Origin of the sequence: Sutterella wadsworthensis, assembly GCF_003315195.1 — a bacterium.
In the GTDB taxonomy this organism is placed as follows: Bacteria; Pseudomonadota; Gammaproteobacteria; order Burkholderiales; family Burkholderiaceae_F; genus Sutterella; species Sutterella wadsworthensis.
In genome coordinates this window covers 53,638-80,282 of record NZ_QNRV01000009.1, presented here as the reverse complement: position 1 = coordinate 80,282, position 26,645 = coordinate 53,638, and the positions used below count along the sequence as shown (strand labels likewise).

Annotated in this window: 20 protein-coding genes and 1 tRNA gene; 16 read left to right on the top strand and 5 right to left on the bottom strand. The window is 52.0% G+C overall.

Features of this window, described 5'->3' with window-relative positions; genetic code table 11:
• Nucleotides 1–99 precede the first annotated feature (99 nt).
• The 4 genes from DES29_RS05730 (at nucleotide 100) to DES29_RS05715 (ending at nucleotide 4,288) form a co-directional block, all read left to right on the top strand.
• Nucleotides 100–798, top strand: coding sequence for a FadR/GntR family transcriptional regulator (locus DES29_RS05730; protein ID WP_113854561.1), 699 nt, complete (start codon nucleotides 100–102; stop codon nucleotides 796–798).
• 31 nt (nucleotides 799–829) lie between these two features.
• The gene (locus DES29_RS05725; protein ID WP_113854560.1) at nucleotides 830–2,374 is read left to right on the top strand and encodes a UxaA family hydrolase; all 1,545 of its coding nucleotides are present in this window, start codon (nucleotides 830–832) and stop codon (nucleotides 2,372–2,374) included.
• 86 nt (nucleotides 2,375–2,460) lie between these two features.
• Nucleotides 2,461–3,684, top strand: a complete 1,224-nt coding sequence (locus DES29_RS05720; protein WP_016473866.1) for a DUF401 family protein — start codon at nucleotides 2,461–2,463, stop codon at nucleotides 3,682–3,684.
• A 22-nt stretch (nucleotides 3,685–3,706) separates the two neighbouring features.
• A complete protein-coding gene (locus tag DES29_RS05715; protein ID WP_016473865.1) occupies nucleotides 3,707–4,288 on the top strand; it encodes a hypothetical protein in 582 nt (193 codons plus the stop codon).
• A gap of 373 nt (nucleotides 4,289–4,661) precedes the next feature.
• Here DES29_RS05715 and DES29_RS05710 read toward each other — a convergent pair whose 3' ends face one another.
• Nucleotides 4,662–5,315, bottom strand: coding sequence for a helix-turn-helix transcriptional regulator (locus tag DES29_RS05710; protein ID WP_236578841.1), 654 nt, complete (start codon nucleotides 5,313–5,315; stop codon nucleotides 4,662–4,664).
• Between the two features lie 688 nt (nucleotides 5,316–6,003).
• Here DES29_RS05710 and DES29_RS05705 point away from each other — a divergent pair.
• The 5 genes from DES29_RS05705 (at nucleotide 6,004) to DES29_RS05685 (ending at nucleotide 10,877) form a co-directional block, all read left to right on the top strand.
• On the top strand, nucleotides 6,004–6,384 hold the full coding sequence (locus tag DES29_RS05705) for a RidA family protein (protein ID WP_021995628.1): 381 nt from the start codon (nucleotides 6,004–6,006) through the stop codon (nucleotides 6,382–6,384).
• A gap of 20 nt (nucleotides 6,385–6,404) precedes the next feature.
• Nucleotides 6,405–7,784 carry a C4-dicarboxylate transporter DcuC gene (gene dcuC, locus DES29_RS05700; RefSeq protein WP_016473863.1) on the top strand — a complete coding sequence of 460 codons (1,380 nt, stop codon included), beginning with the start codon at nucleotides 6,405–6,407 and terminating at the stop codon, nucleotides 7,782–7,784.
• A gap of 85 nt (nucleotides 7,785–7,869) precedes the next feature.
• Entirely contained in the window at nucleotides 7,870–9,036 is a 1,167-nt protein-coding gene (gene metC / locus DES29_RS05695) for a cystathionine beta-lyase (protein WP_021995629.1), read from the top strand.
• Nucleotides 9,037–9,312: 276 nt separating this feature from the next.
• Nucleotides 9,313–10,380 carry a D-cysteine desulfhydrase family protein gene (locus DES29_RS05690; RefSeq protein WP_113854558.1) on the top strand — a complete coding sequence of 356 codons (1,068 nt, stop codon included), beginning with the start codon at nucleotides 9,313–9,315 and terminating at the stop codon, nucleotides 10,378–10,380.
• A gap of 35 nt (nucleotides 10,381–10,415) precedes the next feature.
• On the top strand, nucleotides 10,416–10,877 hold the full coding sequence (locus DES29_RS05685; protein WP_021995631.1) for a RidA family protein: 462 nt from the start codon (nucleotides 10,416–10,418) through the stop codon (nucleotides 10,875–10,877).
• Between the two features lie 47 nt (nucleotides 10,878–10,924).
• Here DES29_RS05685 and DES29_RS05680 read toward each other — a convergent pair whose 3' ends face one another.
• Nucleotides 10,925–11,890 carry a LysR family transcriptional regulator gene (locus DES29_RS05680; RefSeq protein WP_046446078.1) on the bottom strand — a complete coding sequence of 322 codons (966 nt, stop codon included), beginning with the start codon at nucleotides 11,888–11,890 and terminating at the stop codon, nucleotides 10,925–10,927.
• A 175-nt stretch (nucleotides 11,891–12,065) separates the two neighbouring features.
• The gene (locus DES29_RS05675; protein ID WP_113854557.1) at nucleotides 12,066–13,169 is read right to left on the bottom strand and encodes an IS1595 family transposase; all 1,104 of its coding nucleotides are present in this window, start codon (nucleotides 13,167–13,169) and stop codon (nucleotides 12,066–12,068) included.
• A gap of 172 nt (nucleotides 13,170–13,341) precedes the next feature.
• On the opposite strand from DES29_RS05675, the gene DES29_RS05670 reads away from it, so the two are divergent.
• The 3 genes from DES29_RS05670 to DES29_RS05660 all read left to right on the top strand — a co-directional run bounded on the left by DES29_RS05670 (nucleotide 13,342) and on the right by DES29_RS05660 (nucleotide 17,431).
• A complete protein-coding gene (locus tag DES29_RS05670) occupies nucleotides 13,342–14,532 on the top strand; it encodes a mandelate racemase/muconate lactonizing enzyme family protein (RefSeq protein WP_021995634.1) in 1,191 nt (396 codons plus the stop codon).
• Between the two features lie 84 nt (nucleotides 14,533–14,616).
• Entirely contained in the window at nucleotides 14,617–16,020 is a 1,404-nt protein-coding gene (dcuC, locus tag DES29_RS05665; protein ID WP_016473856.1) for a C4-dicarboxylate transporter DcuC, read from the top strand.
• Nucleotides 16,021–16,099: 79 nt separating this feature from the next.
• Nucleotides 16,100–17,431, top strand: coding sequence for an MmgE/PrpD family protein (locus DES29_RS05660; protein ID WP_021995636.1), 1,332 nt, complete (start codon nucleotides 16,100–16,102; stop codon nucleotides 17,429–17,431).
• Nucleotides 17,432–17,770: 339 nt separating this feature from the next.
• On the opposite strand, the gene DES29_RS05655 is transcribed toward DES29_RS05660, so the two are convergent.
• Together DES29_RS05655 and DES29_RS05650 are read right to left on the bottom strand one after the other, a co-directional pair.
• Nucleotides 17,771–17,846 (bottom strand) — tRNA-Arg (locus DES29_RS05655).
• A gap of 87 nt (nucleotides 17,847–17,933) precedes the next feature.
• A complete protein-coding gene (locus tag DES29_RS05650) occupies nucleotides 17,934–20,384 on the bottom strand; it encodes an ATP-dependent helicase (RefSeq protein ID WP_021994929.1) in 2,451 nt (816 codons plus the stop codon).
• 314 nt (nucleotides 20,385–20,698) lie between these two features.
• On the opposite strand from DES29_RS05650, the gene leuS reads away from it, so the two are divergent.
• The 4 genes from leuS to DES29_RS05630 all read left to right on the top strand — a co-directional run bounded on the left by leuS (nucleotide 20,699) and on the right by DES29_RS05630 (nucleotide 26,526).
• Entirely contained in the window at nucleotides 20,699–23,338 is a 2,640-nt protein-coding gene (leuS, locus tag DES29_RS05645; RefSeq protein WP_021994928.1) for a leucine--tRNA ligase, read from the top strand.
• Between the two features lie 208 nt (nucleotides 23,339–23,546).
• On the top strand, nucleotides 23,547–24,071 hold the full coding sequence (locus tag DES29_RS05640; RefSeq protein ID WP_038025063.1) for an LPS-assembly lipoprotein LptE: 525 nt from the start codon (nucleotides 23,547–23,549) through the stop codon (nucleotides 24,069–24,071).
• A 9-nt stretch (nucleotides 24,072–24,080) separates the two neighbouring features.
• Nucleotides 24,081–25,088, top strand: coding sequence for a DNA polymerase III subunit delta (gene holA, locus DES29_RS05635; protein WP_021994927.1), 1,008 nt, complete (start codon nucleotides 24,081–24,083; stop codon nucleotides 25,086–25,088).
• Nucleotides 25,089–25,248: 160 nt separating this feature from the next.
• Nucleotides 25,249–26,526, top strand: coding sequence for a glutamate-5-semialdehyde dehydrogenase (locus tag DES29_RS05630; protein WP_113854562.1), 1,278 nt, complete (start codon nucleotides 25,249–25,251; stop codon nucleotides 26,524–26,526).
• The last annotated feature ends 119 nt before the right edge of the window (nucleotides 26,527–26,645 follow it).

Here is a 26,645-nt window from a genome sequence, read left to right as displayed (position 1 = left end):
ACGCCATCGGGATCTGCTGGCTCTGTTGGGAATAACAAAACTCCCGAAGACTGTTTTCCGTTTTAGTTAGGATCTAGTCATTCGGGAGTTCAGGTTGTAATGAGCAAAATCGAATTAGACCGGAACAATAAAACGCTCTACGGGCAGATCGCAGATATTCTCCGCGAAAGAATCATGAGCGGTGAGTTCAAGCCCGGAGACATCCTGCCTTCTGAGCGCGAATTAGCCGAAGAGATGCAGGTCAGCCGCATTCCTGTCCGGGAAGCGATGAAGTCTCTGGAGTACTTAGGCGTTGTCAAGCAAATTCGCGGTAAGGGCGTATTGGTGCAAACAGCTGATCTCAGCAACATCTTGAAGGTTGTTGGTCCTCTCGTCACCACTATCACTCCGCAAACCCTGCTCAATCTTTTTGATTTTCGACTGGCTATTGAGCCCTATGGCGCTGCACAGGCGGCCAAGCTGGCAACCGAAGAAGAAATTAAGACACTTCAAGAAATTTTAGAGGTCCAAAAAACAGCTGTCGAAAATAATCAAATGTCAGAGGAAATGTCATTTGAATTTCATTTGAGACTGATGCAAGCCTCACACAATGAAGTGATTGCCACTGTAAGTCTTTTTTTAAGTGAACTTCAACGGCAATCCAGGCACCTTACCCTCTGGAATAAAGAACGTCGAGAAGATGCCTATTGCGAACACAAGAAAGTTTTTGAAGCCATCAAAAATCACGACAGTGAACTTGCGTTCCAAATTATGAAAAATCACCTGCTTGAGGCCAAAGAACAGCTTCCCAGAGAATAGCTGCCTGCGGCCTTAAAAATTGGAGCCCATCATGTCCCCCCGTCCCGCCTTTGATGCATTGCAAATATCCGCGCTAGACAACACCGCCACACTGCTCAAGTCTGTCAGGATCAGCGATGAGGTCGTGGTTGGGGGGCAGACGGACGTCTTGCGGATCAAAGCATTGGACGATACCCCTTTCGGGCACAAAATCAGCATACGAGATATTCACAGCAGCGACTCCATTGTGAAATACGGGGAGGTCATCGGGACGGCCTCCCGCGACATTCCTGCCGGCAGTCACGTACATGTGCATAACGTTGAAAGCAATCGCGGCCGCGGCGATATGGCTGAACAGAATACGCCGGCATCTCAGCTTGAGAGCTGTGAGGAAGTATTCACTCCGAAAGTACCTGATCGTCCCATTATTAATGCACGCAGCCTCTGCTATCGAGGGTATTCCAGACCTGACGGAAGTGTGGGCATCCGTAATCTCGTGGGCATCATTTCATGCGTAGCATGTGCAAACGATGTCGTTGTTCAGCTCTCAGACATCGAAGGTGTCGCGTGCTTTACTCATCAGCAAGGCTGCTCTCAAACAAAGCCGGACCTTGCGCTGATCGCCAAAGTTCTAACCAATCTAGCTAAGAATCCGAATCTTGGCGCCATCCTGTACGTCAGTCTCGGCTGCGAAAGCGTACCGACTGAGGAAATCGTCCGACAAGCAAAAACTTTCGGAAAACCCGTTGAATTTTTGATCATTCAAAAAGAAGGCGGCTTAACCCAAACGGTTGAGCATGCCAAAGCCGTAGTAGCCGATCTAAAGCAAAAAATCGCCGCCGCCCCGACACAACATCCTTTCAACACGCTAAAGCTCGGCCTTAAGTGCGGCAGTTCTGACACCACCCAAGGTCTCTCAGCAAATGTCATCGCTGGGAAAATCACAGATATCTTCACAGCGGCAGGGGCGAGCGTCGTGATTGGCGAGACAACGGAATTCATGGGAGCAGAGCATATTGCTGCTCGCCGCTGCGTTACCTCGGAAGTTGCACAAGAGATTGCCAAACGCGTCTCAGAAATGGAAGCCCGGGCGAAGGCTGTCGGCGTCGATATGCGAGGCGGGCAGCCCACGCGAGGCAATATTGACGGCGGTCTCACCACGATTGAGGAAAAATCACTGGGCGCTCTAGCCAAAGCTGGATCCTCTATTTTTCAGCGCGTCATCGCTTATGGAGACAACGTCAAGCAGCCCGGCCTTGTCATGATGGATTCTCCTGGGCGCGAGCCAGAAATGCTCACCGGTCTTGCTGCAGCCGGCTGCAATCTGATCCTATTCACAACCGGCAGAGGGGCGCCTCAAGGCTTTCCCTTTGTTCCTGTCGTTAAGACTACCGGCAATGAAAACACTTGGCAGTGTCTCCAAGAACACATTGACTGCTATGTTGGAAAAATCATGCGGGGCGAAGAGTCATATGCAGATGCGACTCAGAGAGTCTTCGATGAAATCATGCTGTTCATCAACGGTGATCTGACCAAAGCAGAACAATGCCGCTATAACAACTCAATGAACATCTACGTGACCGGTCCGACGATATAACCGTTCAAAACTTTTGACGCTGCACCGATTGGACTCAGAGATAGAAACCCATTGAAAACGTAGAAATTCTGAATACCTTGCAGAGCATGTCTATCTTTCTCATCCTCGGTCTAGTTGTTGCCACATTGATCGTTCTGCTGCGGCTGAAGCGTTCTCTAGGCTTCTCAGTGCTCTGCAGCGGTCTGCTCATTTGGCTGCTTCTGAAACCAGAGCCGCACTTGCTCGTTGACGGCGTCGTGTCCATGCTGCAGCGCAGCCGAACGTATGATCTCGTGGGGTCACTCTACTTTGTCGTCTGTCTGGAAATTGAACTTCGGCAAAGCGGATGTCTTGACGGCATGGTCAAGTACCTCCAGCAGCTCACCTCGTCAAAGAAACTGAGCATGGCCATCATGGCCGCATTTTTGGGTTTACTGCCCAGCATAGGCGGAGCGCGGTTTTCTGCTCCTATTGTGAAACAGATCGCCCAGGGAGAAGCCATTAGCTGCGACAGGCTCAGCGCTGTCAATTTTTGGTTTCGTCACATTTGCGAATTTGCCAGCCCCATCGTTCCCGGCATCATTCTGGCTTGTTCAGTTGCCGGCATTCCGGTCATTGATCTGATCTGCCATTTAGCCTGGCTGACGCCCGCGGCGTTTGTTATCGGCTGGATCGTTCTTTACCACAATGTCACGCTGAATGAAGAAAAGCGGATTGAGATTAGCGGTGCTCAAAAACGCAAAGAACGTTTTGATTTTCTACTCTCATTCACACCGATCTTAATCGCATTAGTGCTGATGATGACCTTCAAGCTTTCTGCTTGGGCAGCTTTAGGCATCACCGTACTTGCCACCGGGCTGCTGCTCAAACTTTGCCGCCGCCCTGTCCAAATCGCGGACGTCTTAATCCGGGCGGTGGAGTGGCGGCTTTTCCGAGATGTATTCTGCATTTTCTTCTTCATGGAGCTCTTGGAAAGTACCGGTTTGCTGCAAGCGTTGGTCGCCAACGTCACGCAGTCTGCGATGCCGCTCGAATGGGTTATCGCCGTACTCAGCTTCATGGTTGGCATTCTCACGGGCATCACTCAGGGACAAGTTGCTGTGGTCGTCCCCATTGTGGCCGCAGCCGCGCCGGGGAACTTAGAAATGCTCAGCATTGCCATGGTTTGCGGACTAGGCGGGCAAATGCTGACCCCAACTCATATGTGCCTGACGATTTCCCTTGACTATTTCAAAGGGGATTTTTTCAAGACCGTAGGACTGTGCGCTATCTGCGAAGCTCTGCTTTTAGCAGCATATGGCATTTCCGTCTGGCTATTTCCAATCCATTGATCACGCTGGGAGGCAATCGTTTATGTCCAATTTCTGTACCCTTTCGCAAGCAACACCGAATGAGCAGGATCCTTTTAAAATCCCCGCCTATCCGGAGTACCCCAAACTGCGGCTAGGCACCCAACTCGATGCCATCTATGAACGTCTTTACCGTGATGGATACGGTATCCGCAAACCGGGGATTTCGGACGCTCTCCCCAAAGTATTGGTTGTTTTTGATCCTCGATGCTCGTGGTCCAACCATTTCTGGCAAACCAGTCAATTGCTCACCGAGCAAATCGATTTCATCTGGTTCCCCGTCTGTGTATCTTCTGATTACAGTACGGCACAAGCGGCTGCAATGCTGGCATCGGAGAATAGCTGGGATGTTCTGCGAGAGCATGAAGAGCTTTTCTCTGATCCGGACTACTGCGGCATCCATCCTGAGGCCTTCGGCTTTACTCAGGCTGATCGGGATCATGTTTGGGAGAATGCCCGTATTTTCAGAAAGGCTGGAGGCACTTCAGTTCCTCTAGGCATTTTCAAAACACAGGACGGCCGCTACATCCCGTTGTTTGGCGATAACACTGCCTCCGAAATTCGCTCAAAAATAGAGTTGTCCTAAAGTTTTGGCTGCAGGAATACTGCAGCCCCCTTCAGCAAAACCGTCATTTCTCCCTCCCCGCAATGGCAGGGAGAAATGGCGGCTGAGCCTTAGGAATCACGCCTTTGGCTGACTCTCAACGTACTTTCTGAGGACATCAAGCGTCAATGCGGCCCACGGCTGCAATGCAAACATCCGTGCATAAGCGACCCGGGCTATATAGGGCGGCGGGGCTTCCCGTACTGAGACGTAAAGGAAATGACCTCCGGCTCAATAGGCGTTGAGCCGACATCAAACCTTGGAAACCCGAGGCAGCTGCCAACACGAGGCGAGAAGTCTCGCCCAACTCCCATTAGGGATTGGCGGGGAGCGGTTATAACCTCAGTACAAGCCTTTATTTCGCCCTGTGAGAACGGAGATGCAGATAAACCACATCCCTAGAAAGATTAAGAATTTTGGCAATCCTGCTGACAGAGTTCTTTATCTCGAATAATCCTTCCTGATCTAAAGCTTTAACGATTTCCTTCGTTTTATTGCGAGCTGTAATCGATTCATCAGCATAGATCTGATCCCGAATGCGGCAAGTTACGGACAGCAGCAGGTCATCCAAATTCTGAACAAACATTTCCGAAGACTGTCCTTCCAGCCCGCCTGTTCCCTTGCCATGACCCAGAGCGCCTTTCGTATCCTGCGGCAGTAATAGATGGCAAAGGTCTGACAATGACGTTCCCAAATCAAAGTTTATGCATAAAAATCCAATGGGAATTCGGTCGTTGTTTCTAATCATGATGGTCGTCGAACGCATCGGAGATCCATTTCGAGCGACCGTTTGATAGACAGGTGTTATATCTTGATGAAGGCTTTCGCAATTTTTAAGAAACATCAAAGCCTTATCTGTTATAGGAGACCCTAAGACCCGTCCCGTCTTCATGCCGTTGTGAATATGAATGACGGAGTGCTCTAAATCTGCCAACGAATGGAGAACACATTCGCAGCTGTTCCCAAAAACCTGTCCAATAGCATCGACAATAAGTTTGTAGCGATCCAACAATTCACAATCTTGCGCTGTCAAAAGATATACGGATGATGATTTCATAATCAAATTGAACTTATCTCAATGCACTCATCTCAAGTGATGTATATCAAATATTATGCCGCATTTGCTTAGTTCCAATCGATGCATATCGAAATGAATCCGCAGCCACAGACCCATCTCTGCAGAGCATCGGTATGACTTAACGCCATTAAATCAAATGGATTAACGAATAAAGAACGACAGAAAGAGGCTTGACCGTTCTCTCAAACAGACTGGCTGCCAGCCAACAACAAGCCGCCAGGGCCAGGCCACGAGAAGCTGAACCATAAACTTTTCATGCCGCTCAGCAATTCGTCAGGCCTCGTCACTCACACAACTTCACCCCAATCGCTAAAGTCAGTATACACGCCATCGGCCCTAGAAGTCCGGCAAAGGCTTGTGATTCTTTAAAAAAATCAATCTATTAAGCAGTAACGTAAAGCTTCAGCGTCAATCTTGACGCACCCCATATTAGGACAAGTCCCTCAATAAAAGTGTTGATTGATTCAACTTATTTTGATAAGCTCAATTTGCTTGTAAGAGTTTGTGAAACGTTCGAAATACCTGTTTGAGCTGCAAACTCCACCTGCTGCGACCTCAGCTGCCGACAGCCTCTGAAGGTGACATACAAGTTCAACGCCACCATCTCGGAGTGTTCTAAATGGATAAGGAAATTCTCTCCACGAACAAAGCGCCTGCTGCGATTGGGCCCTACTCCCAAGGCATCGCAGCCGGAACTTTTGTTTTTGTTTCCGGCCAACTCCCCATCTGCGCCGCTACCGGCGAAATGCCCGAAGACATTAAGGCGCAGGCGGAAATGTCATTACTCAACGTCAAAGCCGTCCTCGAAGCAGCCGGCTCGTCTCTGGACAAAGTGGTCAAAACCACGTGCTTTTTGGCAGATATCAATGATTTCGCTGCATTTAATGAAGTGTATGCACGCATGATGCCGAAAACAGGCGCTCCGAGTCGTTCTGCCGTCGGCATTGCTGCCCTGCCCAAGGGGGCGAAAGTTGAAATTGAAGCAATCGCTATCCGTTAGGACGTTCTAGGGGAACACTTATGTTTGCCATCATTATTGGTCTTATAGTCATCGCCCTGGTGGTGACACTGCTGCTCAAAGGGTATTACCCGCAAGCCATTCTTTTCATGGGCGGCGTGGTGCTGCTCACATGCACAGCTATCTTTGGCTGGGGCGATCTGCTCAATGCCAAACAGACGACGAACTTTATCGGCTTTGATATTTTCAAAGTCTTCAGCACTGGCTTTTCATCCCGCATCGCCGGTTTAGGCCTCACCCTGATGGCCATTGGCGGTTTCTCCCGCTACATGGAGCACGTGGGAGCCTCAGCCGCCCTGTTCTCAGTTTTTGAAAAGCCTCTGAAGCTGATCAAGTCCCCCTATGTTCTTCTCGGCGCCTCTTTCCTGGTGTCGCAGATCATGGTGATCTTCGTGCCGTCGCATGCCGGTCTTGCACTGCTGCTGATGGTCACGCTATACCCAATCCTCATTCGCTCCGGCGTGAGTCCTATGTCTGCCCTCGGCGTGATCGGCTGCGCGCAGTTCGTAGACGTTGGTCCGGGTTCCGGCAATGCGATTCTGGCCGCTCAAACCGCCGGCGTTGATGTTTCAGAATACTTCGTCTATTACCAGCTGCCCCTCTTTGTCGGTGTGGTCATTATCCTGACGTTCGTTCACATGTTCGTCCAGCGCTGGTGGGACAAGCGTGAAGGCTGGGTTTTTGATCCCAACAATATTCAGACGCTGGCGGGCGCGAAGACCACTGAACAGGACAAAAAGGTCCCGAAGATCTATGCCGTTCTGCCCATCATTCCGCTCTTCCTGATCATTTTCTTCTCCAAAGTCGCCGGCAGTCATATCCGTATGGATGTTGTCACGGCAATGGTTATCTCCACCATCATTGCGATCATCTTTGAGCTGATCCGCCTGCGCAATTTTCGCGACGTTCTCGCCTCTTTCAAGCTCTTCTTCGAAGGCATGGGCAAGATCCTGGTGAGCGTGGTCTCCCTGATTGTCTGCGGTGAATTCTTCGCTGCCGGCCTCATCAAATCCGGCTTCATGGGCACGCTGATCACTGCAGCCAACGACGCTGGCTTCGGTCTGGCAGCCATGGTGATTATCGGCGGCGCTCTGGTGTGGCTCTTCTCCTTCATCATGGGTTCGGGCAACGCTGCGTTCTTCTCGTTTGCTCCGCTCCTGCCGAATGTGGCGCATGTCATCGGCGTTCCGATCATTCAGCTGATCTTCCCGCTTCAGGTGATTCTCGGCTTTGGCCGCGCCTCTTCCCCGATTACCGGCGCCATTGTGGCCATCTCTGGATTGGCAGGGGTATCTCCATTCCAAGTCGCAAAGAGAACATTCATTCCGATGCTCTTTGGCACTGCCATTACCTACATTGCCTACTTCCTGTTCTGGTACTAATTCACGGCAAAAAACACAATGCGGGGGACCCCCAGGCCTCCCGCTCATCATGACCCGACTACTTCTTGATTAAGGAGATCATCAAATGGGCGTCAATACTATCCTCACTCACAGCGGCCGCGGCGACCAGTCTGTTGAAGTTCGTTCCGTCAATCCGGTAGTGATGCGTGCATCGACCATTTTGTTTAAGGACTACGATACCTGGCAGAAGTACCGCAAGCTTCGCGCAACGGACCGGGTTCTTTCCTATGGCGCCCGCGGCACGACGACCAACTTCGAGTTGGAAAAGCTCATCTGTGAACTCGAGGGCGGCTATCGCGCTCAGCTGTTCCCGACGGGTCTCGCTGCCCTCGCCATGGTTCTGCTCAACTATGCAGAAGCCGGTGCTCACTTCATCGTCTCCGACGCCATCTACGGTCCGGTCCGCACGGTCTGCAACCTCTTCCTCAGCAAGGTCAAGGTTGACGTTACTTTCTGCAAGGCCGACTGCTCAGACGTTGAAAGCCTGATTCAGCCCAATACCAAGCTGATCCTCGTTGAAAGCCCGGGATCGATTCTTTACGAAGTGATTGATCTCCCCAAACTCTGCAAGATCGCTCATGCCCATAATATTCCTGTAGCTATTGACAATACCTACAGCAGCGGCTACCTCTACAACCCGCTGAAACTCGGTGCTGACATTTCTGTCATCGCCGCTACAAAGTATCTCAGCGGCCATTCAGACGTAACGATGGGCGTCGTCGTCTGCAACGAAAAAGAATGGAAGAACTTCGATAAGCTGCCCGAAGCCCTTGGCTTCACGACCAGCCCCGATGACTGCTATCTGGTCCTTCGCGGCATGCGTACGCTCGCAGTCCGCATGAATCAGATCGAAAAGAATACCGACGAAGTTGTGGCTTATCTCCAGACTCGTCCGGAAATTAAGACGATCTTCTATCCGAAACTTCCGACCCATCCGAATCATGACATCTTCATGCGCGACTACAAGGGCGCGTCGGGTATGTTGACGATCGAATTTGCCGATGGCTACACGAAGGAAGATGCCGTCAAATTTACCGATGCGCTCAAGTATTTTGCCTGCGGCGCGAGCTGGGGCGGCTACGAAAGTCTGGCCACAGTGACGGTTCCTCCGCGTACGGCCACGGACTGGAGCAAGCGCGGCCCGTTCGTCCGCTTCCATATTGGCTTGGAAGATGCTCAGGATCTGATTGAGGATCTTGGTCAAGCCCTTGACAAGATCTCGCACAAATAACTGCGTCCTTGCGCGGCCTCTCTAATCGGAGGCATCCCTTTGTTTCTCTTTTGCCCGTGCGTTTCTCAAAACGTGCGGGCTTTTTTCTTTATCCCCCAAGAAAACTTGCCGTTCTGCTGCGGCAATCTTTCCTCAATCTTTCCTTCCTTAGAGCCGCAGTCCTGATTCATTATCTTCATTAATTCAAATTATTTTGATAGACTCAAATTTGCTGTGAGGCATAAGTCGCATCAAGTGATACGGCACGCATTATTGGGTCAGAAGGACGGGAATGAAATGGCAACATATGCACAGATCGCCAGAGCTCATCTAGGAAATCTCGGCAAAGTCTCTTTAGGCTTTTATCCAACGCCTTTTCACAAACTCGAAAGCATTTCCTCGGCTTATGACGTCAATCTTTGGATAAAGCGGGAAGACTTCTCCGGCTCGACGCTCTTCGGCGGCAACAAAATTCGTAAACTGGAATATCTGCTGCACGACGCCAAGAAACAGGGATGCGACACCGTCTTTACTTATGGCGCTACCCAATCCAATCACGTGATGGAAACTGCTACCGCCGCTCGGCGCTGCGGCATGCGCCCTGTTGTCTACCTAGGGGCTATCGTGGAACCTCAGCCCAATGACGTTCGAGCCAACTTGCTGCTCGATACGATTTTAGGAGCAGAGATTCACATTCTGCCGTCCTGCGGGCGAAGCACCAAGGAAACCATGGAGGCCAATGACCATCTGTTCCAAGCGCATATTGCGCAATTAGCGGCTCAAGGGCATAAGGTCTACAACATTCCGATCGGCGGCTCCACTCCCATCGGGGCAGCCGGTTTTGCGGAGTGCTACATCGAAACAATGGAGCAATGCGAGTCTGCCGGGTTAGCCTGCGACTACTTGGTCACAGCAACAGGCAGCGGCGGCACACTGGCAGGATTGGCTGCCGGGGCGGCGATGCTGCACGATGACAGCACTCAATTGATTGGCATCCAAGTCGGTAAAAAGGATCCTGCGACTTATGGCCAAAAGATCGTTGAGCTGGCCAACAGCGTTCTGGAAACCGCTGGCGCACAAGAGCGAATCGACAAGCTGCCCTTTGTGATTCACTCTGAATATGTGGGGCCAGGCTACGAAAAACCCTACAAAGAAGCCAATGATGACATCAGATACCTTGCGAGAACGGAAGGTATCTTCACGGATCCGGTTTATTCCGGCAAAGCCTTCCACGGACTGATGGATCTCATTCGTACGGGAAGTATTCCCAAGGGCAGCAATGTGGTTTTTCTCCACACTGGCGGCGCCACGGCCCTGTTTTCTGAACCCGATATCATCGGAGATTTAAATCAGATTCAGGCATAAGCGATCACTTCGGATCTCTTTTAATGGAGGACTAAATGCACATTGAAGCAAAGCTTCGTAAACTGGGGTTAGAACTGCCGGAAGTCAAAAAACCAGCCGGACTCTATGTATTTACCAAACGGGTGGGAAATCTCGTCTACGTGTCCGGACAAACACCTGACATTGGCAGCATTCTGCAGTACAAAGGCGTTGTCGGCGAGGACATGAGCATCGAAACTGCACAGCAAGCCGCACAGCTCGCTGCATTGAATATCCTTGCAGTTCTAAAACTTGATCTTGGGGATTTAGACCGCATCCGCCAGATCGTTCAAGTGGTCGGTTATGTCCGCTGCGCTAAAGGCTTTGAGGATCAGCCTAAAGTCATTAACGGTGCCTCTCAGGTCTTTAAAGATCTATGGGGCGACGCAGGCATAGCCGCTCGACTTGCTCTGGGTACCAATGAACTGCCCGAAGGCAGCCCTGTTGAGATCATGGCGGTAGTGGAATTAGCCCACTAGCGCTCACGCTCTATGAAGCGTCTTGTATTTCTGCAGGACGCTTCTGCTCAGTGAATGAGATTAAGGAAGAATTTTCGCCCGTACAGTTTGATTAAACGAGCTTCACATTCTTTCTCGTAATCGCCGAGTTTTTGTGCCCACCAATTGGAAAACATTCGAATTTGACGAATTTTCCAGTCATCATCCTTACAAACCACATAATTTTGGTGACTTGGCCGATGCCATCCTCCCAATACCGGCACTAAGCGCCCGGCTTCGAGATCATCAATGATGAAAAACAAAGGCATGCAAGGTGCTATGCCGGCATGTTCAAGCACCGATCTTCGAGTCATCTCTACATTCGAATAACGAATGGTATCGATCGCTTGAAAACTGCAGCTCTGCCCTTTTTTCGTGAGCTGATAGTTCGAGTTAAGCGAGAAGCTGTTCGGATAAAGATTGCTGAATACTCGGTGGTGCAGAAGATCGTCAGGATGATTGATTGGCCCGTGTTCTTTTAGATACTGAGGCGTCGCAACCGGCACAAAAATCATCCGTCCTCTCGGCAGCATGATGCAGTTGGAGAGCTGTGCCTGTGCACTCAAACAGATGACATCCGCCTTGCCCTCCAGAAAACTCGGCACATCCGACGGTGAGAGCATGTTAAAGCGCAGTTTTGGAAACTGTTCTGCATATTCCAAAATGAACTTCGTCGCGAAGTTGATGTGAGCATTGCCGATCATGACTCTGATCAGCATGGAGTCGTCGCTTTGCAGACGCCGGTAGTAGGTTTCAATCTGCTGTCGCTCCTCCAGAATCTTTTTAACAGATCCAATAATCGCACAGGCATCTGCCGTCATTTCAAATGGACGCTTTTCCCTGTTGATCAATTGTCTGCCTAACTGCGTTTCCAGCTTTGTGAGTTTACGCGAGGCTGTTGGGCTGTCGATACCGAGCGCCTGAGCAGTTTTTTGAATCGATCCTGTTGTACACAAAGAAGCAAATACTTCCAATGCTTCGAGGTCATTAAGCATTGACAGATCCTTTTTTTATCAGCCTTAACAAGGTTCTTTGCAATTTTAACAATGGAGGAATGGATACAACCGCAAACAAGTCCTATTCCATATTAATGTTCTAACACATGGTTGTTAAATATGGTCTTGCAATATCTATTATGTATATGTTAAATGTATGAATGAATTACAACTATCAATCATTCATAGTATTTTCAGCTAGTCCGTCAAGGAATTCTGACAGCAGCATCTTCTGGCCAGACGACAACTTAATCGGCATCATTTGTTTACCAATAGACCGCGTATTAACTGAACAAATACTATATAAAGCGATGTCGTAAAGTAGATTCTCACACTCTTTTGGCTTTTGTTTAGAGAGGTGTAAAAATCCATACCAAAGAATGTAGTCATTTATATATTTCGTAGCTACACCTCGAAATTTAAGATGAATCGATTCATTAATTCCCTGCTTAAATTTTCGTACGGCATCAAGCGACCTATCTTCATTAATACCTTTAACAGTCGTTAAATTGACATTTCTTAATGTTTTTTCGTGTTGATTGTTTTTGAATATCTCAGCATCTGTAAGAAGTTTTGACTGTGATGTCAAATGATCTTTTATTGCCGACACGATAGTGTCTGTGGATGAGCGACCCAAGGTTGAAACTTTCCCTGTAAATCCACCATCTCTTCCAACAGCCAGCGGGACACATACTTGCTGCAGAGATTCTTTATTTTTATCGTATTTTTCAATGAGTTGCTTAAACTCAGAAGCTTGTCTGCTGCCTTTAAATGAAAGGTTAAAGAAGGTTCTGTCCAGCTCTACGGTGCCCGACAACATTTGATGCTCGCACGTATTTCGCAGCGCATTGAGAATTTTATGTCTCCAAGCAAATGCTGTAGGGACAGTAATTCCACAAATCTTTGCACTTTGACGAACACTTAATTCTTTACACATACAGTTGACGTACACTCTCAACTTCTCTTGATTTTGATATGTATTCTTTCCCAAAACAGTATTGGTTGTCGCCTGAAAAACTTTCCGACAATCTGCACATTTAAATCGTTGAGTGCCGTCTGGTCTTTTGCCATATCGAACAACATGGCGAGATTCACAATGAGGGCAGAAAAAATCATTCGCAAAACGGTTGTTTTGAACCTTCTCCGGCGTCAGCAGGGAAGGTTTTCCTTTCTGAGTCTGCCTTTCTTCTTCTACGGATTTAATCTTAAGTAGAAACGCCTCCTTCTCTTTCTTCGAGAGCATTGAGAAAGCTGAAAACAACTCGTCAGACTTATTCATTTTTCCAACTATCGAAATATTAATTCAAATAGATTATTTATAAAAATAAATCAACCTTATGCTTAAACATAGTTTAGGGCTTTTCGACGCCGTTCGTTCAAATTAAATTGGTTGCAAAACATGTGGAACCCCCCTACCTCAGCATGTTTTTCCACTAATCAAGGAGTAAGAAATGAAGATCGTCAGCGTCGACATCATTGATGTGAAGAATCCTCTTCAGTCGGCTGTAGCTAAATGGCGCCCGGTTGTCGTCCGCATCAACACCGATGAAGGTGTCTCCGGTTTTGGCGAAGTCGGCATGGCATATGGTGTCGGGGCTTCTGCGGGCTTCGGCATGGCAAAAGATCTCGCTCGTCTTCTGATCGGTGAAGACCCCATGCGCAGCGAATACATCTGGGACAAGATGCAGAAGAAGACCTTCTGGGGTCAGGGCGGCGGCACGGTTGTTTCTGCCGGCATGAGCGCCATTGATATTGCGCTTTGGGATATTAAAGGCAAGGTCCTCGGCGTTCCCTGCTACCAGCTTTTCGGCGGAAAATGCCGCGACGAACTCCGCACGTATGCGAGCCAGCTGCAGTTCGGCTGGGGCAATGCGGAAAAAAAGGAAATTCTCACGACGCCCGAACAGTATGCGAAAGCTGCTGAACAGGCGCTGGCTGACGGCTATGACGCCATCAAAGTTGACGTCAACGAAATTGACCTTGAAGGCCGTGCCAAGAAGCGTAATTTGTACGGCTGCTTTGCCCGCCGCGATCTGTTGGTCGGCTACGAACGACTCAAGGCAATCCGAGAAGCTGTCGGCGACAAGATCGACATCATTGTTGAAGCTCATGCACTGACGGATACGACGTCAGCCATTGAATTCGGCAACATGATCGAAGAATTCCGCATCGCCGCTTATGAAGAACCCGTGATGGCCCTTAACCCCGGCCAGCTCAAGCAGGTCAAGGACGGCATCAATATTCCGATCGCCGCCGGCGAACGCGTCTACACGCGCTGGGGCTTCCGTCCGTTCTTTGAAGACCACATCATTGATTTGATTCAGCCTGACCTGGGTACCTGCGGCGGCTTCAGTGAAGCCAAGAAGATCTGTGACATGGGTCATATCTATGACACGACCTGCCAGATTCACGTCTGCGGCGGCCCGATCATGACTGCCGCTGCGCTGCAGCTTGAATGTGCAATTCCTAACTTTGCTATTCACGAACTGCACCGCTACGCGCTGCTCGAAGGCAATCGCGTCACTTGCAAGTACGACTATCTGCCGGTCAACGGCAAGTATCAAATTCCGGATCTTCCCGGCATCGGCCAAGAACTCACGGATAAATCCATTGCTGAATCGCCCAAGGAGACGGTGAAGTAACCAGCTTCAAATCGAGAGAAATCGCAGCCCCCAATGCATTCCCATTGAGGGGCTGCGGCGAGAGACCACCAAGGAGACCAAGCTATGGGAGCTATAGCGAATACCATCGCAATCGTTGTGATTGTTTGCGTTGGTTATCTGATCATCAAAAAAGTGTATCCGACGGCAGTCTTGATGATTGCCGGCCTGGTGCTGTTGTGCTGCGCCGTACTGCTTGATGTAGAGCCCGGACTGGCCTTGAAAAAGGGCACGGGATCAGAATTCTTCGACATCTTCAAAATCATTCAGGATGTCTTTTCAACCACGCTCGGCGGACTGGGCTTAAACATTATGTGCATGGGCGGCTTCGCCAAGTACATGGACAAGCTTGAAGCCGGCCGTTCGCTCTATGACGTTGTCAGTGCGCCGCTCAAGTACGTCAAGAATCCGTATATGCTCGCCATGGCCGGTTTCATTGTCGATCAGCTGCTTGGTATGGCGATTCCCTCAGCTTCCGGTCTCGGTCTGCTGATGATGGTCACCATGTACCCGGTGTTCATCCGCGCCGGCGTGCCGAGAATGACTGCTGTCTGCGTCATTGCTGCGGGCCGCTTCTTCGACCTCGGACCAGGATCCGCCTCTTGCAATATGGCCTGCAAAACGGCTGGTATTGAATGGGCCGACTACTTCCTGAATTGGCAGATGGGCATTTACTGGGCCCTGCTCCCGACGATGCTTGTAACGATGTACTTTGCTCAAAAGTATTGGGACAAGCGCGAAGGACTTGATCCGGATTTTGAAGCGCTGCGCGAAAAGTTCCGTCAAGAAGAAGCTGACGATACTAACAAAGCTCCTAAGATCTACGCTCTGCTCACCGTTCTGCCGCTCTTCCTCCTGCTCACGTTCAACCCGATTGTGACTGAGTACTTTGGTCTGCCGACCATCAAGCTCGGCATCCCGGCAGCTGTCATCATCACGATTTTCGTCTCCATGATCTTCGAATACATCCGCAAGCGTGAATTCGCTGAAGTCATGGCCAGCATGAAGGTCTTCTTTGAAGGCATGGGCAAATACTTTGCCGTCGTCGTCACCCTCATTGTTGCGGGTCAGGTATTCGGCAAAGGCCTCACGGCAATCGGTGCAGTCAATGCGCTGATCGCAGGGGCGGAATCGATGGGTCTCGGCGTCATGTCGCTGATCATCGTGATGGGCGTCATCATCGGCATCATTGCCTTCTTGATGGGTTCGGGCAACGCTCCGTTCTACTCCTTTGCCTCTATCGCTCCGGCTATTGCTGAAAAGTTCGGCGTCCATGCTGCTGACGTGCTGCTGCCCCTGCAGACCATGACGGGCTTCGGCCGCACGATGTCTCCGGTGACGGGCGGCATTGTGGCTGTGGCTGGTATGGCCGGTGTATCGCCATTCCGCGTTGTAAAGCGCAACATGGTTCCGCTGCTTTGCTGCTGTGTGGTGAACTTCTTGGTTGTCTACCTCTTCATCCTTCCGTAAATTAGCCGTAACCTCATTGGCACTAAAAGCACTGCTCGACCACTTTAAGAGCAGTGCTTTTTCATCTTGAGAGCTGATCATGCAAGAACATATTCAAAATGAACTGGCATCCTTTATCGCCAATTGCGATTGGGAAAAGATTGCCCCGCATTTCAAGGAAGATGCCGCCTATCGGGTATTGGACTGGATTGGCTGCGCTGTGGCCGGAGAGCACTATCCCCAAGTAGAAATCGCTCAGAAGTACTTTATTGAAAACGGTGATCAGGGAAACTCTACTGTCATTGGTCACCAGACCAAATGCTCACCCCGTACGGCCGCCTTTCTCAACGGCATTGCCGGACATGTCTGCGAACTCGACGATGGACACCGTACAGCCATCGGGCACCCTGGTTCAATTGCCGTCCCGACGGCACTTGCGCTTGGCGAGCACCTCAATGCCAGCGGAGCCGATGTTTTAAAAGCGGTCATTCTCGGTTATGAAGTTTTTTCCCGCTTGGGGCGCACTGTCAATCCGTCCCATTACCGGACGTGGCATACAACCGGCACTTGCGGGACTATCGCCGCTGCGGCCGCAGCCGCCAGTCTGCTGAAACTGTCCGCAGAAGAAACCAATAACGCTATTGGCATCGCCGCGACGATGGCAGGAGGACTGGTGGAGTCCTTTGGCTCGCATGCCAAAGCCATCAATATTGCGGAAGCTTGTCAAAACGGGATTGATGCCGCCTCTCTGGCAAAGTTGGGGCTGACAGGCTCTCACTCTGCACTTCTGGGTAAAAAAGGTTTCGTAGCAGCAACCTGCACTGAACCGCATACAGAAAACCTCACCCATTTATCTGAAGATGCACTGGTGTCCGATTCAGCTTTCTACAAGGTGTATTCGTCCTGCGGACATACCAATTCTCCCCTTGATGTGCTCTTTAAACTGATGGCCAAATATGCCATTAATCCAAAAGAGATTGAACGAATTGATGTAGCCACCTACAAGGTAGCTTTCGATCTGACTTCACAGCTCAAAACAGCCACCGAAGATGAAGCAAAGTTTTCGCTTCCCTTCTGTTTCGCCATTTCGCTGCTCAAAGGAAGCGTCTCCTTAGCAAACTTCTCGCAGGCCGTGCGAACCGACGCAGAAGTACTTGACCTTGCCCGTCGAGTGCACGTCATTGAAAGTCCGGAAGCCACAAGCCGCTTCCCGCATCGTCAGGCTGAAGTGTCCATTGTGATGAAGGACGGGACGGTTTATGCCGACAAAACCCTTGACGCGCACGACAGCACCACGCCAGAACAAATCGTCGCTAAATTTGAAGCTGCGGTGAATGAAATGGATGCGTCAAAGCGTCAGCACATTATTCAATTCGTGATTGATCTTGGAAAGCAAAAGTCCATTGCCCCTTTGATGGATTTGCTCGCTTAACTCACCGCATGCACTAGAAAGAAGCACGTTGACCCAAAAGACAACGTGCTTCTTTTTTGAGCGAGCCCTTTATTTCGAACGCAGTCTTATCGAAGAAATGCCTTAAAGAGCTCCATGAAGAGATCCCAGGCCATTGCAGCTCATGGTATTTGTGAGGCTGTAGACAGTTCTGAATTTGTGAGGCTTTAAACCTCTTTTTCTGCTCGCAGTATCAGTTGTGAGGCTTTAACGATCGTCGATGCAGTTGGCCGACGCACCCTGCTGCAGCCTTCCAAGTTTTTTAATTATATTGTTTACCTTGTAAAATAAGCCCTATACAGCCCTCAAGCACAGTGGTAGTGGTGGGACCACCGGGACTCGAACCCAGATCCGACCCTTAGGAGGGGCCAGTTCTATCCAGTTGAACTATGGTCCCACCGTGCTTGATCTCTCTCCGGGGGCTGCCCGGAGAAGAATTTGGATTCTATCAGAGGCCGCAACAGGCCTGCTGACTTCTGCAGAATCATCCGGCGTGATGCAGTTTCTCTTTGGCAACCCGCAAAAGAAGATCTTTTGTGGACGAACCGAACGTAATGCGCAGCACCGTCGTACTGCCCGAACCAATCACTGCTTTAACGGTACCCGCCCCAAAAACATCATGACGAACACGGTCGCCGGGTTTATATCCGCAATCGTCTTCAGCCCGGCGCTGCTGAGCGGCCGCCAGACTTGCGCCGGCGCCGGCAAAGCTGCGCCGCCCGCTCTCGGAAACAACCGCATCGCTTACGCGGTTAGAACCATACGATCCGCCTGAACTGCGTCCTGAACCGTAACCGCTGTAACCCTGACCGGAACGACCGTAGCCGCCGGAATAGCCCGATGAGCTGCCTCCCCAGCGAGCCCCGCGCCCATAGGAATCGTCGCGGTCGCGTCCGTAGAAATGGCCGCCCTGCCGATCTGAATCATCATCCTCATCGTCATCAAAGAGCGGCTCCATCTGCACAAGTTCTGCTGGGATTTCTTTAACGAAGGATGAAAGCGGATTATTGAAGATTGTGCCGTAAGTTCGGCGAACCTTGCAGTGCGTGAAGACGAGTCGCTCCTTAGCACGGGTAATAGCCACGTACATCAAGCGCCGCTCTTCCTCTAGCCCTCCTTGACCGCCTTCGGAAACGGTTTTCACAGCAGAAAAATGAGGAAAGATACCTTCCTCGGCACCAACGATAAATACCCAGGGGAATTCGAGCCCTTTCGCGGAATGCACGGTCATCAGCTGCACGGCATTGACATTCTGGCCTTCGCTCTTGTCGCCCGCTTCAAGCGTAGCCTGCGTGAGAAACCCCTCCATCGGCGTCGGAACCTCATCATTAGCTGGCGAGAAAGCCAAAAGATCTTCCGGCAGTCTTTCGTTTTTAAACCACCCTTCAGCGGCTGTGATCACTTCCTTCATGTTCTCAAGGCGATCCGGGCCATCCTTATCTTTTTCGTAGCAGGCCTCGAGCCCAGAAGCCTTAATGACATGTGCCACCGCATCCGGAAGCGTCATATTCTGCGCTGTCTCACGCAGCGTAAAGATCAGGTCGCGAAAGGCTGCCAGGCGCCCCGACAGCTGGTCGCCCATTTGAATCAGTGTGGCCCAAAGGCTCTGACCACTTGCACGGGCTGACTCCTGGAGCGTCTCAATGGTTTTCGCTCCGATGCCGCGCGTCGGAAAATTAACCACACGCAGAAAACTGGTGTCATCCCACGGATTGGTAATCATCCTGAGATACCCCAGCAGATTTTTGACTTCCGCGCGTTCAAAGAACCGAAGACCGCCATAGATGCGATACGGCACGCCTCGGGCCGTCAGTTCGGCTTCAAGCGCCCGTGACTGAGCGTTCGTTCGATAAAGAATCGCAAACTGACGCCAAGACGCATCGCCTCCAGTAAGGCGCTGAGCTCGACGAATCGAATCCACCACCCAAGCGGCTTCATCCATCTCGCTCTCGAGCTCCTTCACCAAAATCTTTGCGCCTTGACTGCCGCTTGTCCAAAGGTTTTTGCCCAAGCGTCCGTCATTATTGGCAATCAGAGCATTGGCGGCATCCAGCACCGTCTTTGTCGAGCGATAGTTCTGTTCAAGTTTGATGGGCTTCTCAACATGAAAGTCCTTGAGAAAGTCCGCCATGTTGCCGATGTTGGCGCCGCGGAAAGCGTAAATGGACTGATCGTCATCACCAACCGCGAAAACCGCATTCAAAGACGTACCGTTTGGACCGAGCTTCTCACCGGCCAAGATTTTGAGCCAGCGGTACTGCAAAACGTTGGTATCTTGAAACTCGTCGACGAGAATATGACGGAAGCGCTTTTGATAGTGCGCACGAACAAGGTCATTACGGGTGAGCAGCTCGTAGCAGCGAAGAAGCAGTTCCGCGAAATCCACTACCCCCTGCTTCTGACATTCCCGCTCGTAAGCTTGGTAAAGCCCGAGACGCAGATCGGACGCATCCTTCGCTGAAACGCCCGAAGACCTCAGTCCGTTTTCTTTGCACCAATTAATGAAATTGACGACCTGCTTGGGATCCGTCTTTTCCACATCAATATTGGCAGCTTTCATGAGCCGCTTCACCAGCGAAAGCTGATCCCCGGAATCCAAGATCTGGAAGGTCTTCGGCAGTCCCGCTTCCTGCGCATGAATGCGCAGAATACGGTTGCACAGGCCATGGAAAGTGCCGACCCACATGCGGCGAAGGTCATAAGGAATCATGCCTTCCAAACGCGTGAGCATTTCCTTGGCGGCCTTGTTGGTAAAGGTCACCGCCAGAATCTCTCCCGTCGTCGCCAAATTATGCTCAAGCAGCCAGGCGATGCGCGTGGTCAGCACTCGCGTCTTGCCGGATCCCGCGCCGGCAAGAATGAGAACGCTCTCTTCAGGTGCGGTCACTGCCCGATGCTGCTCGGGATTGAGGTTGGCCAGAATATCGCTCGACATAGGCAGACTTTCGATGGAATAGTTTTTCTGAAGACAATGCAAGAAATGAATTTGCGGCCGAAAAGGTAGCACAAGCAGAGCCAACTGCACCGCTTCGATTTAAAACTGCCAAACAGCACACCATACTCAAAGTCTAAGGACAATATCGTAGTTTTCTATTGCAAACCGGAAAAGCCGGTTCAGTGAGCCGAACTTGCATCACTCAGCAGGTATTCCAGAGGGATCTGAAGGCGTTCTCGCCAAGGTCTGGCGGCTATACTTAACAACTATTCTCAAATTTCCCCCCAACTTATTCACACTGGACAAAGAGCGTTATGCGCGAGACATACTCCCCGCAGGAGGTCGAATCCGAAGTTCAGGCGATGTGGAAGGACAAGGACGTCTACCGTGCCAAAGAAGATGCCGTAGACGCCAATGGCCATCCCAAGCCCAAGTTCTACGTGTGCTCCATGCTTCCTTACCCGAGCGGCAAGCTGCATATGGGCCACGTGCGCAACTACACCTTAAATGACGTCATGTACCGCTTCCACCGCATGAAGGGCTACAACGTCATGACGCCGATGGGCTGGGATGCCTTCGGACTGCCGGCCGAAAATGCCGCCCTGGCAAAAAAGGTTCAGCCGGCTGCGTGGACATACAGCAACATCGCCGATATGAAGGCCCAGATGGAGCCCTTGGGTCTTGCTTTCGACTGGTCGCGTGAAGTCGCTACCTGCAAGCCCGAGTACTATCGGTGGAACCAGTGGCTGTTCCTCAAGATGCTGGAAAAAGGCATTGCCTACCGTAAGACCCAGATCGTCAACTGGGACCCGGTCGACAAGACTGTGCTGGCCAACGAGCAGGTTATTGAAGGCCGCGGCTGGCGCTCCGGCGCGATTGTTGAAAAGCGCGAAATTCCGGGTTATTACCTCGGCATTACGCAGTACGCGCAGGAACTCCTCGACGACATCAAAACGCTTGACGGCTGGCCCGAACAAGTTCGCCGCATGCAGGAGCACTGGATTGGCCGTTCCGAAGGCGTGACGCTTTGCTTCCCGTACGAACTGGCCGGCGAAAAGAAGCGCCTCTCCGTTTATACGACTCGTGCCGATACGCTGATGGGCGTGACGTTCGTCGCCATCGCTGCCGAACATCCCCTCGCTTCCTACCTCGCCAAAAATCGTCCGGATCTGCAGGCCTTCATTGCTGAATGCGCCAAGGGCGGCGTGTCGGAAGCCGACATGGCTGCTATGGAAAAGAAGGGTGTTCCGACGGGCTTTTACGTCGAGCATCCGCTCACGGGCGAACCCGTTGAAGTCTGGATTGCCAACTACGTCCTCATGGGCTACGGCGAAGGCGCCGTGATGGCTGTCCCGGCTCACGATGAACGAGACTTTGCATTTGCCAAAAAGTTTGGTCTTCCGATCAAGCAGGTGGTTGCGGTTGACGGTGAAACCTTCTCTACCGATGCCTGGCAGGAATGGTATGGCGACAAGACGCGCGAAACGCATCTTGTCAACTCCGGCGAATTTGACGGCCTGAGCATGCATGACGCCATTGACGCCATTGCAGCAAAGCTCGCATCCAAGGGGCTTGGACAAAAGGAAGTGAAGTTCCGTCTGCGCGACTGGGGCATCTCTCGTCAGCGCTATTGGGGTACGCCCATTCCGATGATCAATTGCCCGCACTGCGGTCCTGTGCCGGTGCCTGAAAAAGATCTCCCGGTCGTGCTTCCTGAGGATCTCGTGCCGGACGGTTCAGGCAATCCGCTTACGAAGTGCGATGCCTGGAAGAACGTCAAGTGCCCGAAGTGCGGCGCGGACGCCGAACGTGAAACCGACACGATGGACACGTTCGTCGATTCCTCCTGGTATTTCCAGCGTTACTGCTCGCCCGACTGCACGACAGCAATGGTCGACAAGCGCGCCGACTACTGGATGCCGATGGATCAATACATCGGCGGCATCGAACACGCTGTGCTGCACCTCCTTTATGCCCGTTTCTGGACAAAGGTGATGCGCGACTTCGGTCTCGTGAAGTACGACGAACCGTTTAAGAACCTCTTCACTCAGGGCATGCTGATGGCCGAGTGTTACTACCGGGATATGCCCGATGGTCACCGCCGTTGGTACTACCCTGACGAAGTGGAGGTTCAGTTCGACGACAAAGCCCGTCCCGTTGGAGCGATCTCCAAGGAAGACGGCGAGCCCGTGGTGCTCGGCGGCATCGAAAAGATGTCCAAGTCGAAGTGCAATGTCGTTGAACCGCGCGACATTATCAACAAGTTCGGCGCTGACACGGCCCGCAGTTTCGTGATGTTTGCCGGTCCTCCAGATCAATCGGCGGCCTGGTCGAATTCCGGTGCCGAAGGCACGTTCCGCTTCCTGCGCCGTATTTGGAACTGGGCCTATGCGCATCAAACTCACCTGAACAATGCACAGGAAGCATCGACTTCTGAGGGTTTCAGTCACGAAGCTCGTCATCTTCGCCGCGAAATTCATTCGTGCTTGAAGCAGGCCGACTACGACTACTCTCGCATGCAGTACAACACGGTGGTGTCAGCCTGCATGAAGATGTTCAACGCAATCGACGGCTTTAAGGGTACGGAATCTGAAGGCGGCAAAGCTGCTCTGAAGGAAGCCGCATCCATTCTGCTGCGTACGCTCTACCCGATTGCTCCGCACATCACCACCGCACTCTGGAAAGAGCTCGGCTTCATCGCAATCGAGGGCGACCTCATTGATGCGAAGTGGCCCGAGGTTTCCGAAGATGCCATCAAGGCCGATGAGCTCACCCTCGTCTGCCAGGTGAACGGCAAGCTTCGCGGCTCCATTACGGTTTCTGCTGAGGCCAGTGAGGATGAAATCCGCGCTGCCGCACTCAGCAATCCGGACGTCAAGAAGTTTGTGGGTGACCTTCCGGTTCGCCGCGTCATCATCGTGAAGCAAAAGCTCGTGAATGTCGTAGCCAAATAAAGCGATACTCAATGAGTCATTGGCTTTAAGGCCGGTTGAGACGGCGTCCTTCAGCATTGAAGGGCGCCGTTTTTTCTCTGTTAACGACAGGAGCTCTGTCGTTTCTTTGCAGCTGCCAATATGCCGCCAAAAGCCCTGCCTCTTTATAATGAATTCTTTTGTGGGCTTGCCTAATTTCGAGCGCCTGTTCATTTTTGGGATCTTCTGCATGCAGCACCTCTCCCGTCGTTCGGTTTTTGCGCTTTTGGGCTCTCTGGCCGGTTCTGTCGTCCTCTCGGGCTGCGGCTTTCGCCTGCGCGGCCAATTCTCCGCGCCGTTTGAAACGCTCTATCTGCAGATGCCGGAAAACACCCGTTTTTCCGGTCTTTTAAAGCGCGTCATTGAATCAGGATCCGATGTTCGCGTCGTCACGTCTCCAAAGGAGGCAGACGCCATTTTGGAGCTTCTTTCCGTCAACCGCAGCCGCGACATTCTGTCGATCAACGACGCTGGTCGAGCGCGCGAATATGAACTCACCATGACGCTTGAATTCCGCGTTGTGTCCCCCGACGGTTTCGATTTCGTTGAAACGACGCGGCTCGCGACCTCCCGAGATCTGACCTATTCGGAAAGTGAATTCCTTTCGCGCGAAGGTGAAGAGAAAGTGCTTTACGACGACATGGAAAACGATCTGATCTCTCAGATCGTGCAGCGTCTTGGCGCCGCCAAGGGCCCGAGTACCGATACGCCTTAAAGGTTCATCATGGCGCATAATGCCGGCAGCCTCGCTGCCGATCTTGCCAATCGCCGCGAACTTGCACCGTTTTGGCTGGTAACGGGCAGTGAAGATCTGCTGATGCTTGAATCAGCGGATCTGCTGCGCCGCCGAGCGCGGGAACTGGGGTATACCGATCGTCAGGTGCTTGAGCTTTCAGCCTCGGCCGACTGGTCGCAGCTTCCTGATGCCGCGGCATCCATCGGTATGTTCGACGACAAAAAGTTCCTCGAAGTTCGGTTGCCGTCAGGTCGTCCCGGCATCAAAGGCAATAAAGCGCTCCCCGAATTTGTAGAGCGCCCTGTCGACGGCGTGGTGACGCTTTTTACGATGCCCCGTCCAGACTGGCAGGGACAGAAGGCCGCCTGGTGGCAGGCGCTCGTCAAAGCCGCCACTGTTGTCGAGTGCGATCCCGTGGAGCGTGCGCAGCTGCCGCAGTGGCTCGCCGGACGCATGCGCGCTAATGGCCAGACGGCCGCCCGCGATGTGCTTGAAGCCTTTGCCGATCTCGTGGAAGGGAATCTTCTAGCCGCCAAGCAGGAAGTCGGAAAACTTTCTCTGCTTTTTCCTCAGGGCGAATTGACGCTTGAACAAATTGAAGCTTCTGTCGGCAACTGCTCCCGCTATACCACGGAAGCGCTGGTGGAAAGCTTTTGCACCGCCTCTGCCGACCGCACTGCACGTATTGTTGATGGTCTGGAGGCTCAAGGGGAGCCGCTTCCCTTTTTGCTCGCGATTCTCACCAATCAGATCCGCAGCCTGATCAAACTGCGCGCGAGCTTTGAGACTTCAGGGAACCTCTACGTAAAAGGGGTCTTTGCCACGAATGCGATGAAGGCCGCCGCTCGGAGAATTCCGCTCAAGCGCCTTGCCGCCGCACTTGACGTCTGCGCCGACATTGACCGCCTGAGCAAGGGACTCTCCGTACGCGAACGCGACGGTGATCCATGGATTGAGTTAAAGAGCGTTTGTCTTTTCCTTGCGCGAACTCGCTGATCCTCAGGACCTTGTGTTCACTGGCACGCACAGCATTGAGCGCTCCTGCGGATAAAATCCAAACACAATCGAGCCATCCTGCCTGATGTCGAGGCTTTTTCACAAGTTTTTTCGACGCCTCCATTCCGACTCGGCGGCAATCACTTATGAAGGAATTCTCATGCCTGAAACTTCCGCACGCGAATTGATTCACGAAATCGGTACGGCTGCCCGTCGGGCGAGTCGGATTACGGCCTGTGCGTCGACCGAAAAGAAAAATGCCGCACTTGAACGCATCGCCCAGGCGCTGATGACACGCCGCGATGTGATTCAAGCTGCCAATGCTGTTGACCTGGCAAATGCCCGCAGTGAAGGACTCTCGGCCGCCTTCGTCGACAGACTTGCCGTCACTGACCGTGTGCTTGATCAGATGGTCACGGGCGTGCGGCAGATTGCTGAACTCGCTGATCCGGTCGGAGGCATCGAAAACCTTCGTCCTATGCCATCGGGCATCCGTGTCGGCCGCATGCGGGTGCCGCTCGGCGTCATCGCCATGATTTATGAATCCCGTCCCAACGTCACCATCGATGCTGCAGCGCTGGTAATCAAGTCCGGCAACGCCGTCATCCTGCGCGGCGGACATGAAGCCATTGAAACCAACCGAGCGCTGGCCGCCGTTGTTTCGGAAGCACTCGCCGATGCAGCGCTGCCTGCTGACGCCGTCCAGCTCATCCCCACAACCGACCGTGCCGCAGTTGGTGAACTGATCCGCGCACGCGATTATGTCGATGTGCTCATCCCGCGCGGCGGCAAGGGCCTCATCTCTCGCCTCATGGCAGAAGCGACGGTGCCGATGATCAAGCACCTGAACGGCATTTGCCACACCTATGTGGATGCCGGTGCCGATCTGGAAATGGCGCTTAGCGTTGTTGATAATGCTAAGACCCAGCGCCCATCTCCCTGCAATGCCACGGAAACACTCCTGGTTCACCGCGATGAAGCGGAGTCGTTTCTGCCGATGATCGGGAAGCTCTGGACGGAAAAAAAGGTCGAAATGCGCTGTGACCCGCAGGCGCTTGCCATTCTGCTCCGAGCAGGTGTTCCGGCGATACCCGCCACTGAAGAAGATTGGGATACAGAGTACAACGCACTCATTATCAGTATCGCTGTAGTGGAATCGCTCGATGCCGCAATCGACTTTATCGATCTGCACAGCTCACGCCATACCGATGCCATCATCACCCGTAGCTTGGACTCTGCCGACAGATTCCTGCGTGAAGTAGATTCCAGCTCTGTGATGGTCAATGCCTCTACACGCTTTGCCGACGGCTTTGAATATGGTTTAGGGGCTGAAATCGGCATTTCAACAGATCGTCTGCATGCCCGCGGACCTGTCGGGCTGGAAGGACTGACGAGTCTGAAGTACATCGTGCTCGGTCATGGTGAAGGCCGAAGCTGACTGCGTTCTAAGCGCAGTTTGTGCTTGAAGCAGCCATTTTCGACCATCAAGGACAACGTCACTTTTTAGCGAGCAGAAAAAACCGCCCGAAGAAAACTCCGGGCGGGCAGCAAAAACAG

What these genes read in the sequence shown, in the direction of transcription:
- DES29_RS05685 (WP_021995631.1), top strand. Translation starts at nt 10,416, where the DNA reads ATGCACATTGAAGCAAAGCTTCGTAAACTGGGGTTAGAACTGCCGGAA.
- DES29_RS05660 (WP_021995636.1), top strand. Translation starts at nt 16,100, where the DNA reads ATGCAAGAACATATTCAAAATGAACTGGCATCCTTTATCGCCAATTGC.
- DES29_RS05730 (WP_113854561.1), top strand. Translation starts at nt 100, where the DNA reads ATGAGCAAAATCGAATTAGACCGGAACAATAAAACGCTCTACGGGCAG.
- DES29_RS05720 (WP_016473866.1), top strand. Translation starts at nt 2,461, where the DNA reads ATGTCTATCTTTCTCATCCTCGGTCTAGTTGTTGCCACATTGATCGTT.
- DES29_RS05715 (WP_016473865.1), top strand. Translation starts at nt 3,707, where the DNA reads ATGTCCAATTTCTGTACCCTTTCGCAAGCAACACCGAATGAGCAGGAT.
- DES29_RS05650 (WP_021994929.1), bottom strand. Translation starts at nt 20,384, where the DNA reads ATGTCGAGCGATATTCTGGCCAACCTCAATCCCGAGCAGCATCGGGCA.
- holA (WP_021994927.1), top strand. Translation starts at nt 24,081, where the DNA reads ATGGCGCATAATGCCGGCAGCCTCGCTGCCGATCTTGCCAATCGCCGC.
- DES29_RS05675 (WP_113854557.1), bottom strand. Translation starts at nt 13,169, where the DNA reads ATGAATAAGTCTGACGAGTTGTTTTCAGCTTTCTCAATGCTCTCGAAG.
- DES29_RS05630 (WP_113854562.1), top strand. Translation starts at nt 25,249, where the DNA reads ATGCCTGAAACTTCCGCACGCGAATTGATTCACGAAATCGGTACGGCT.
- dcuC (WP_016473856.1), top strand. Translation starts at nt 14,617, where the DNA reads ATGGGAGCTATAGCGAATACCATCGCAATCGTTGTGATTGTTTGCGTT.
- metC (WP_021995629.1), top strand. Translation starts at nt 7,870, where the DNA reads ATGGGCGTCAATACTATCCTCACTCACAGCGGCCGCGGCGACCAGTCT.
- DES29_RS05670 (WP_021995634.1), top strand. Translation starts at nt 13,342, where the DNA reads ATGAAGATCGTCAGCGTCGACATCATTGATGTGAAGAATCCTCTTCAG.
- DES29_RS05725 (WP_113854560.1), top strand. Translation starts at nt 830, where the DNA reads ATGTCCCCCCGTCCCGCCTTTGATGCATTGCAAATATCCGCGCTAGAC.
- DES29_RS05705 (WP_021995628.1), top strand. Translation starts at nt 6,004, where the DNA reads ATGGATAAGGAAATTCTCTCCACGAACAAAGCGCCTGCTGCGATTGGG.
- DES29_RS05640 (WP_038025063.1), top strand. Translation starts at nt 23,547, where the DNA reads ATGCAGCACCTCTCCCGTCGTTCGGTTTTTGCGCTTTTGGGCTCTCTG.
- leuS (WP_021994928.1), top strand. Translation starts at nt 20,699, where the DNA reads ATGCGCGAGACATACTCCCCGCAGGAGGTCGAATCCGAAGTTCAGGCG.
- DES29_RS05680 (WP_046446078.1), bottom strand. Translation starts at nt 11,890, where the DNA reads ATGCTTAATGACCTCGAAGCATTGGAAGTATTTGCTTCTTTGTGTACA.
- dcuC (WP_016473863.1), top strand. Translation starts at nt 6,405, where the DNA reads ATGTTTGCCATCATTATTGGTCTTATAGTCATCGCCCTGGTGGTGACA.
- DES29_RS05690 (WP_113854558.1), top strand. Translation starts at nt 9,313, where the DNA reads ATGGCAACATATGCACAGATCGCCAGAGCTCATCTAGGAAATCTCGGC.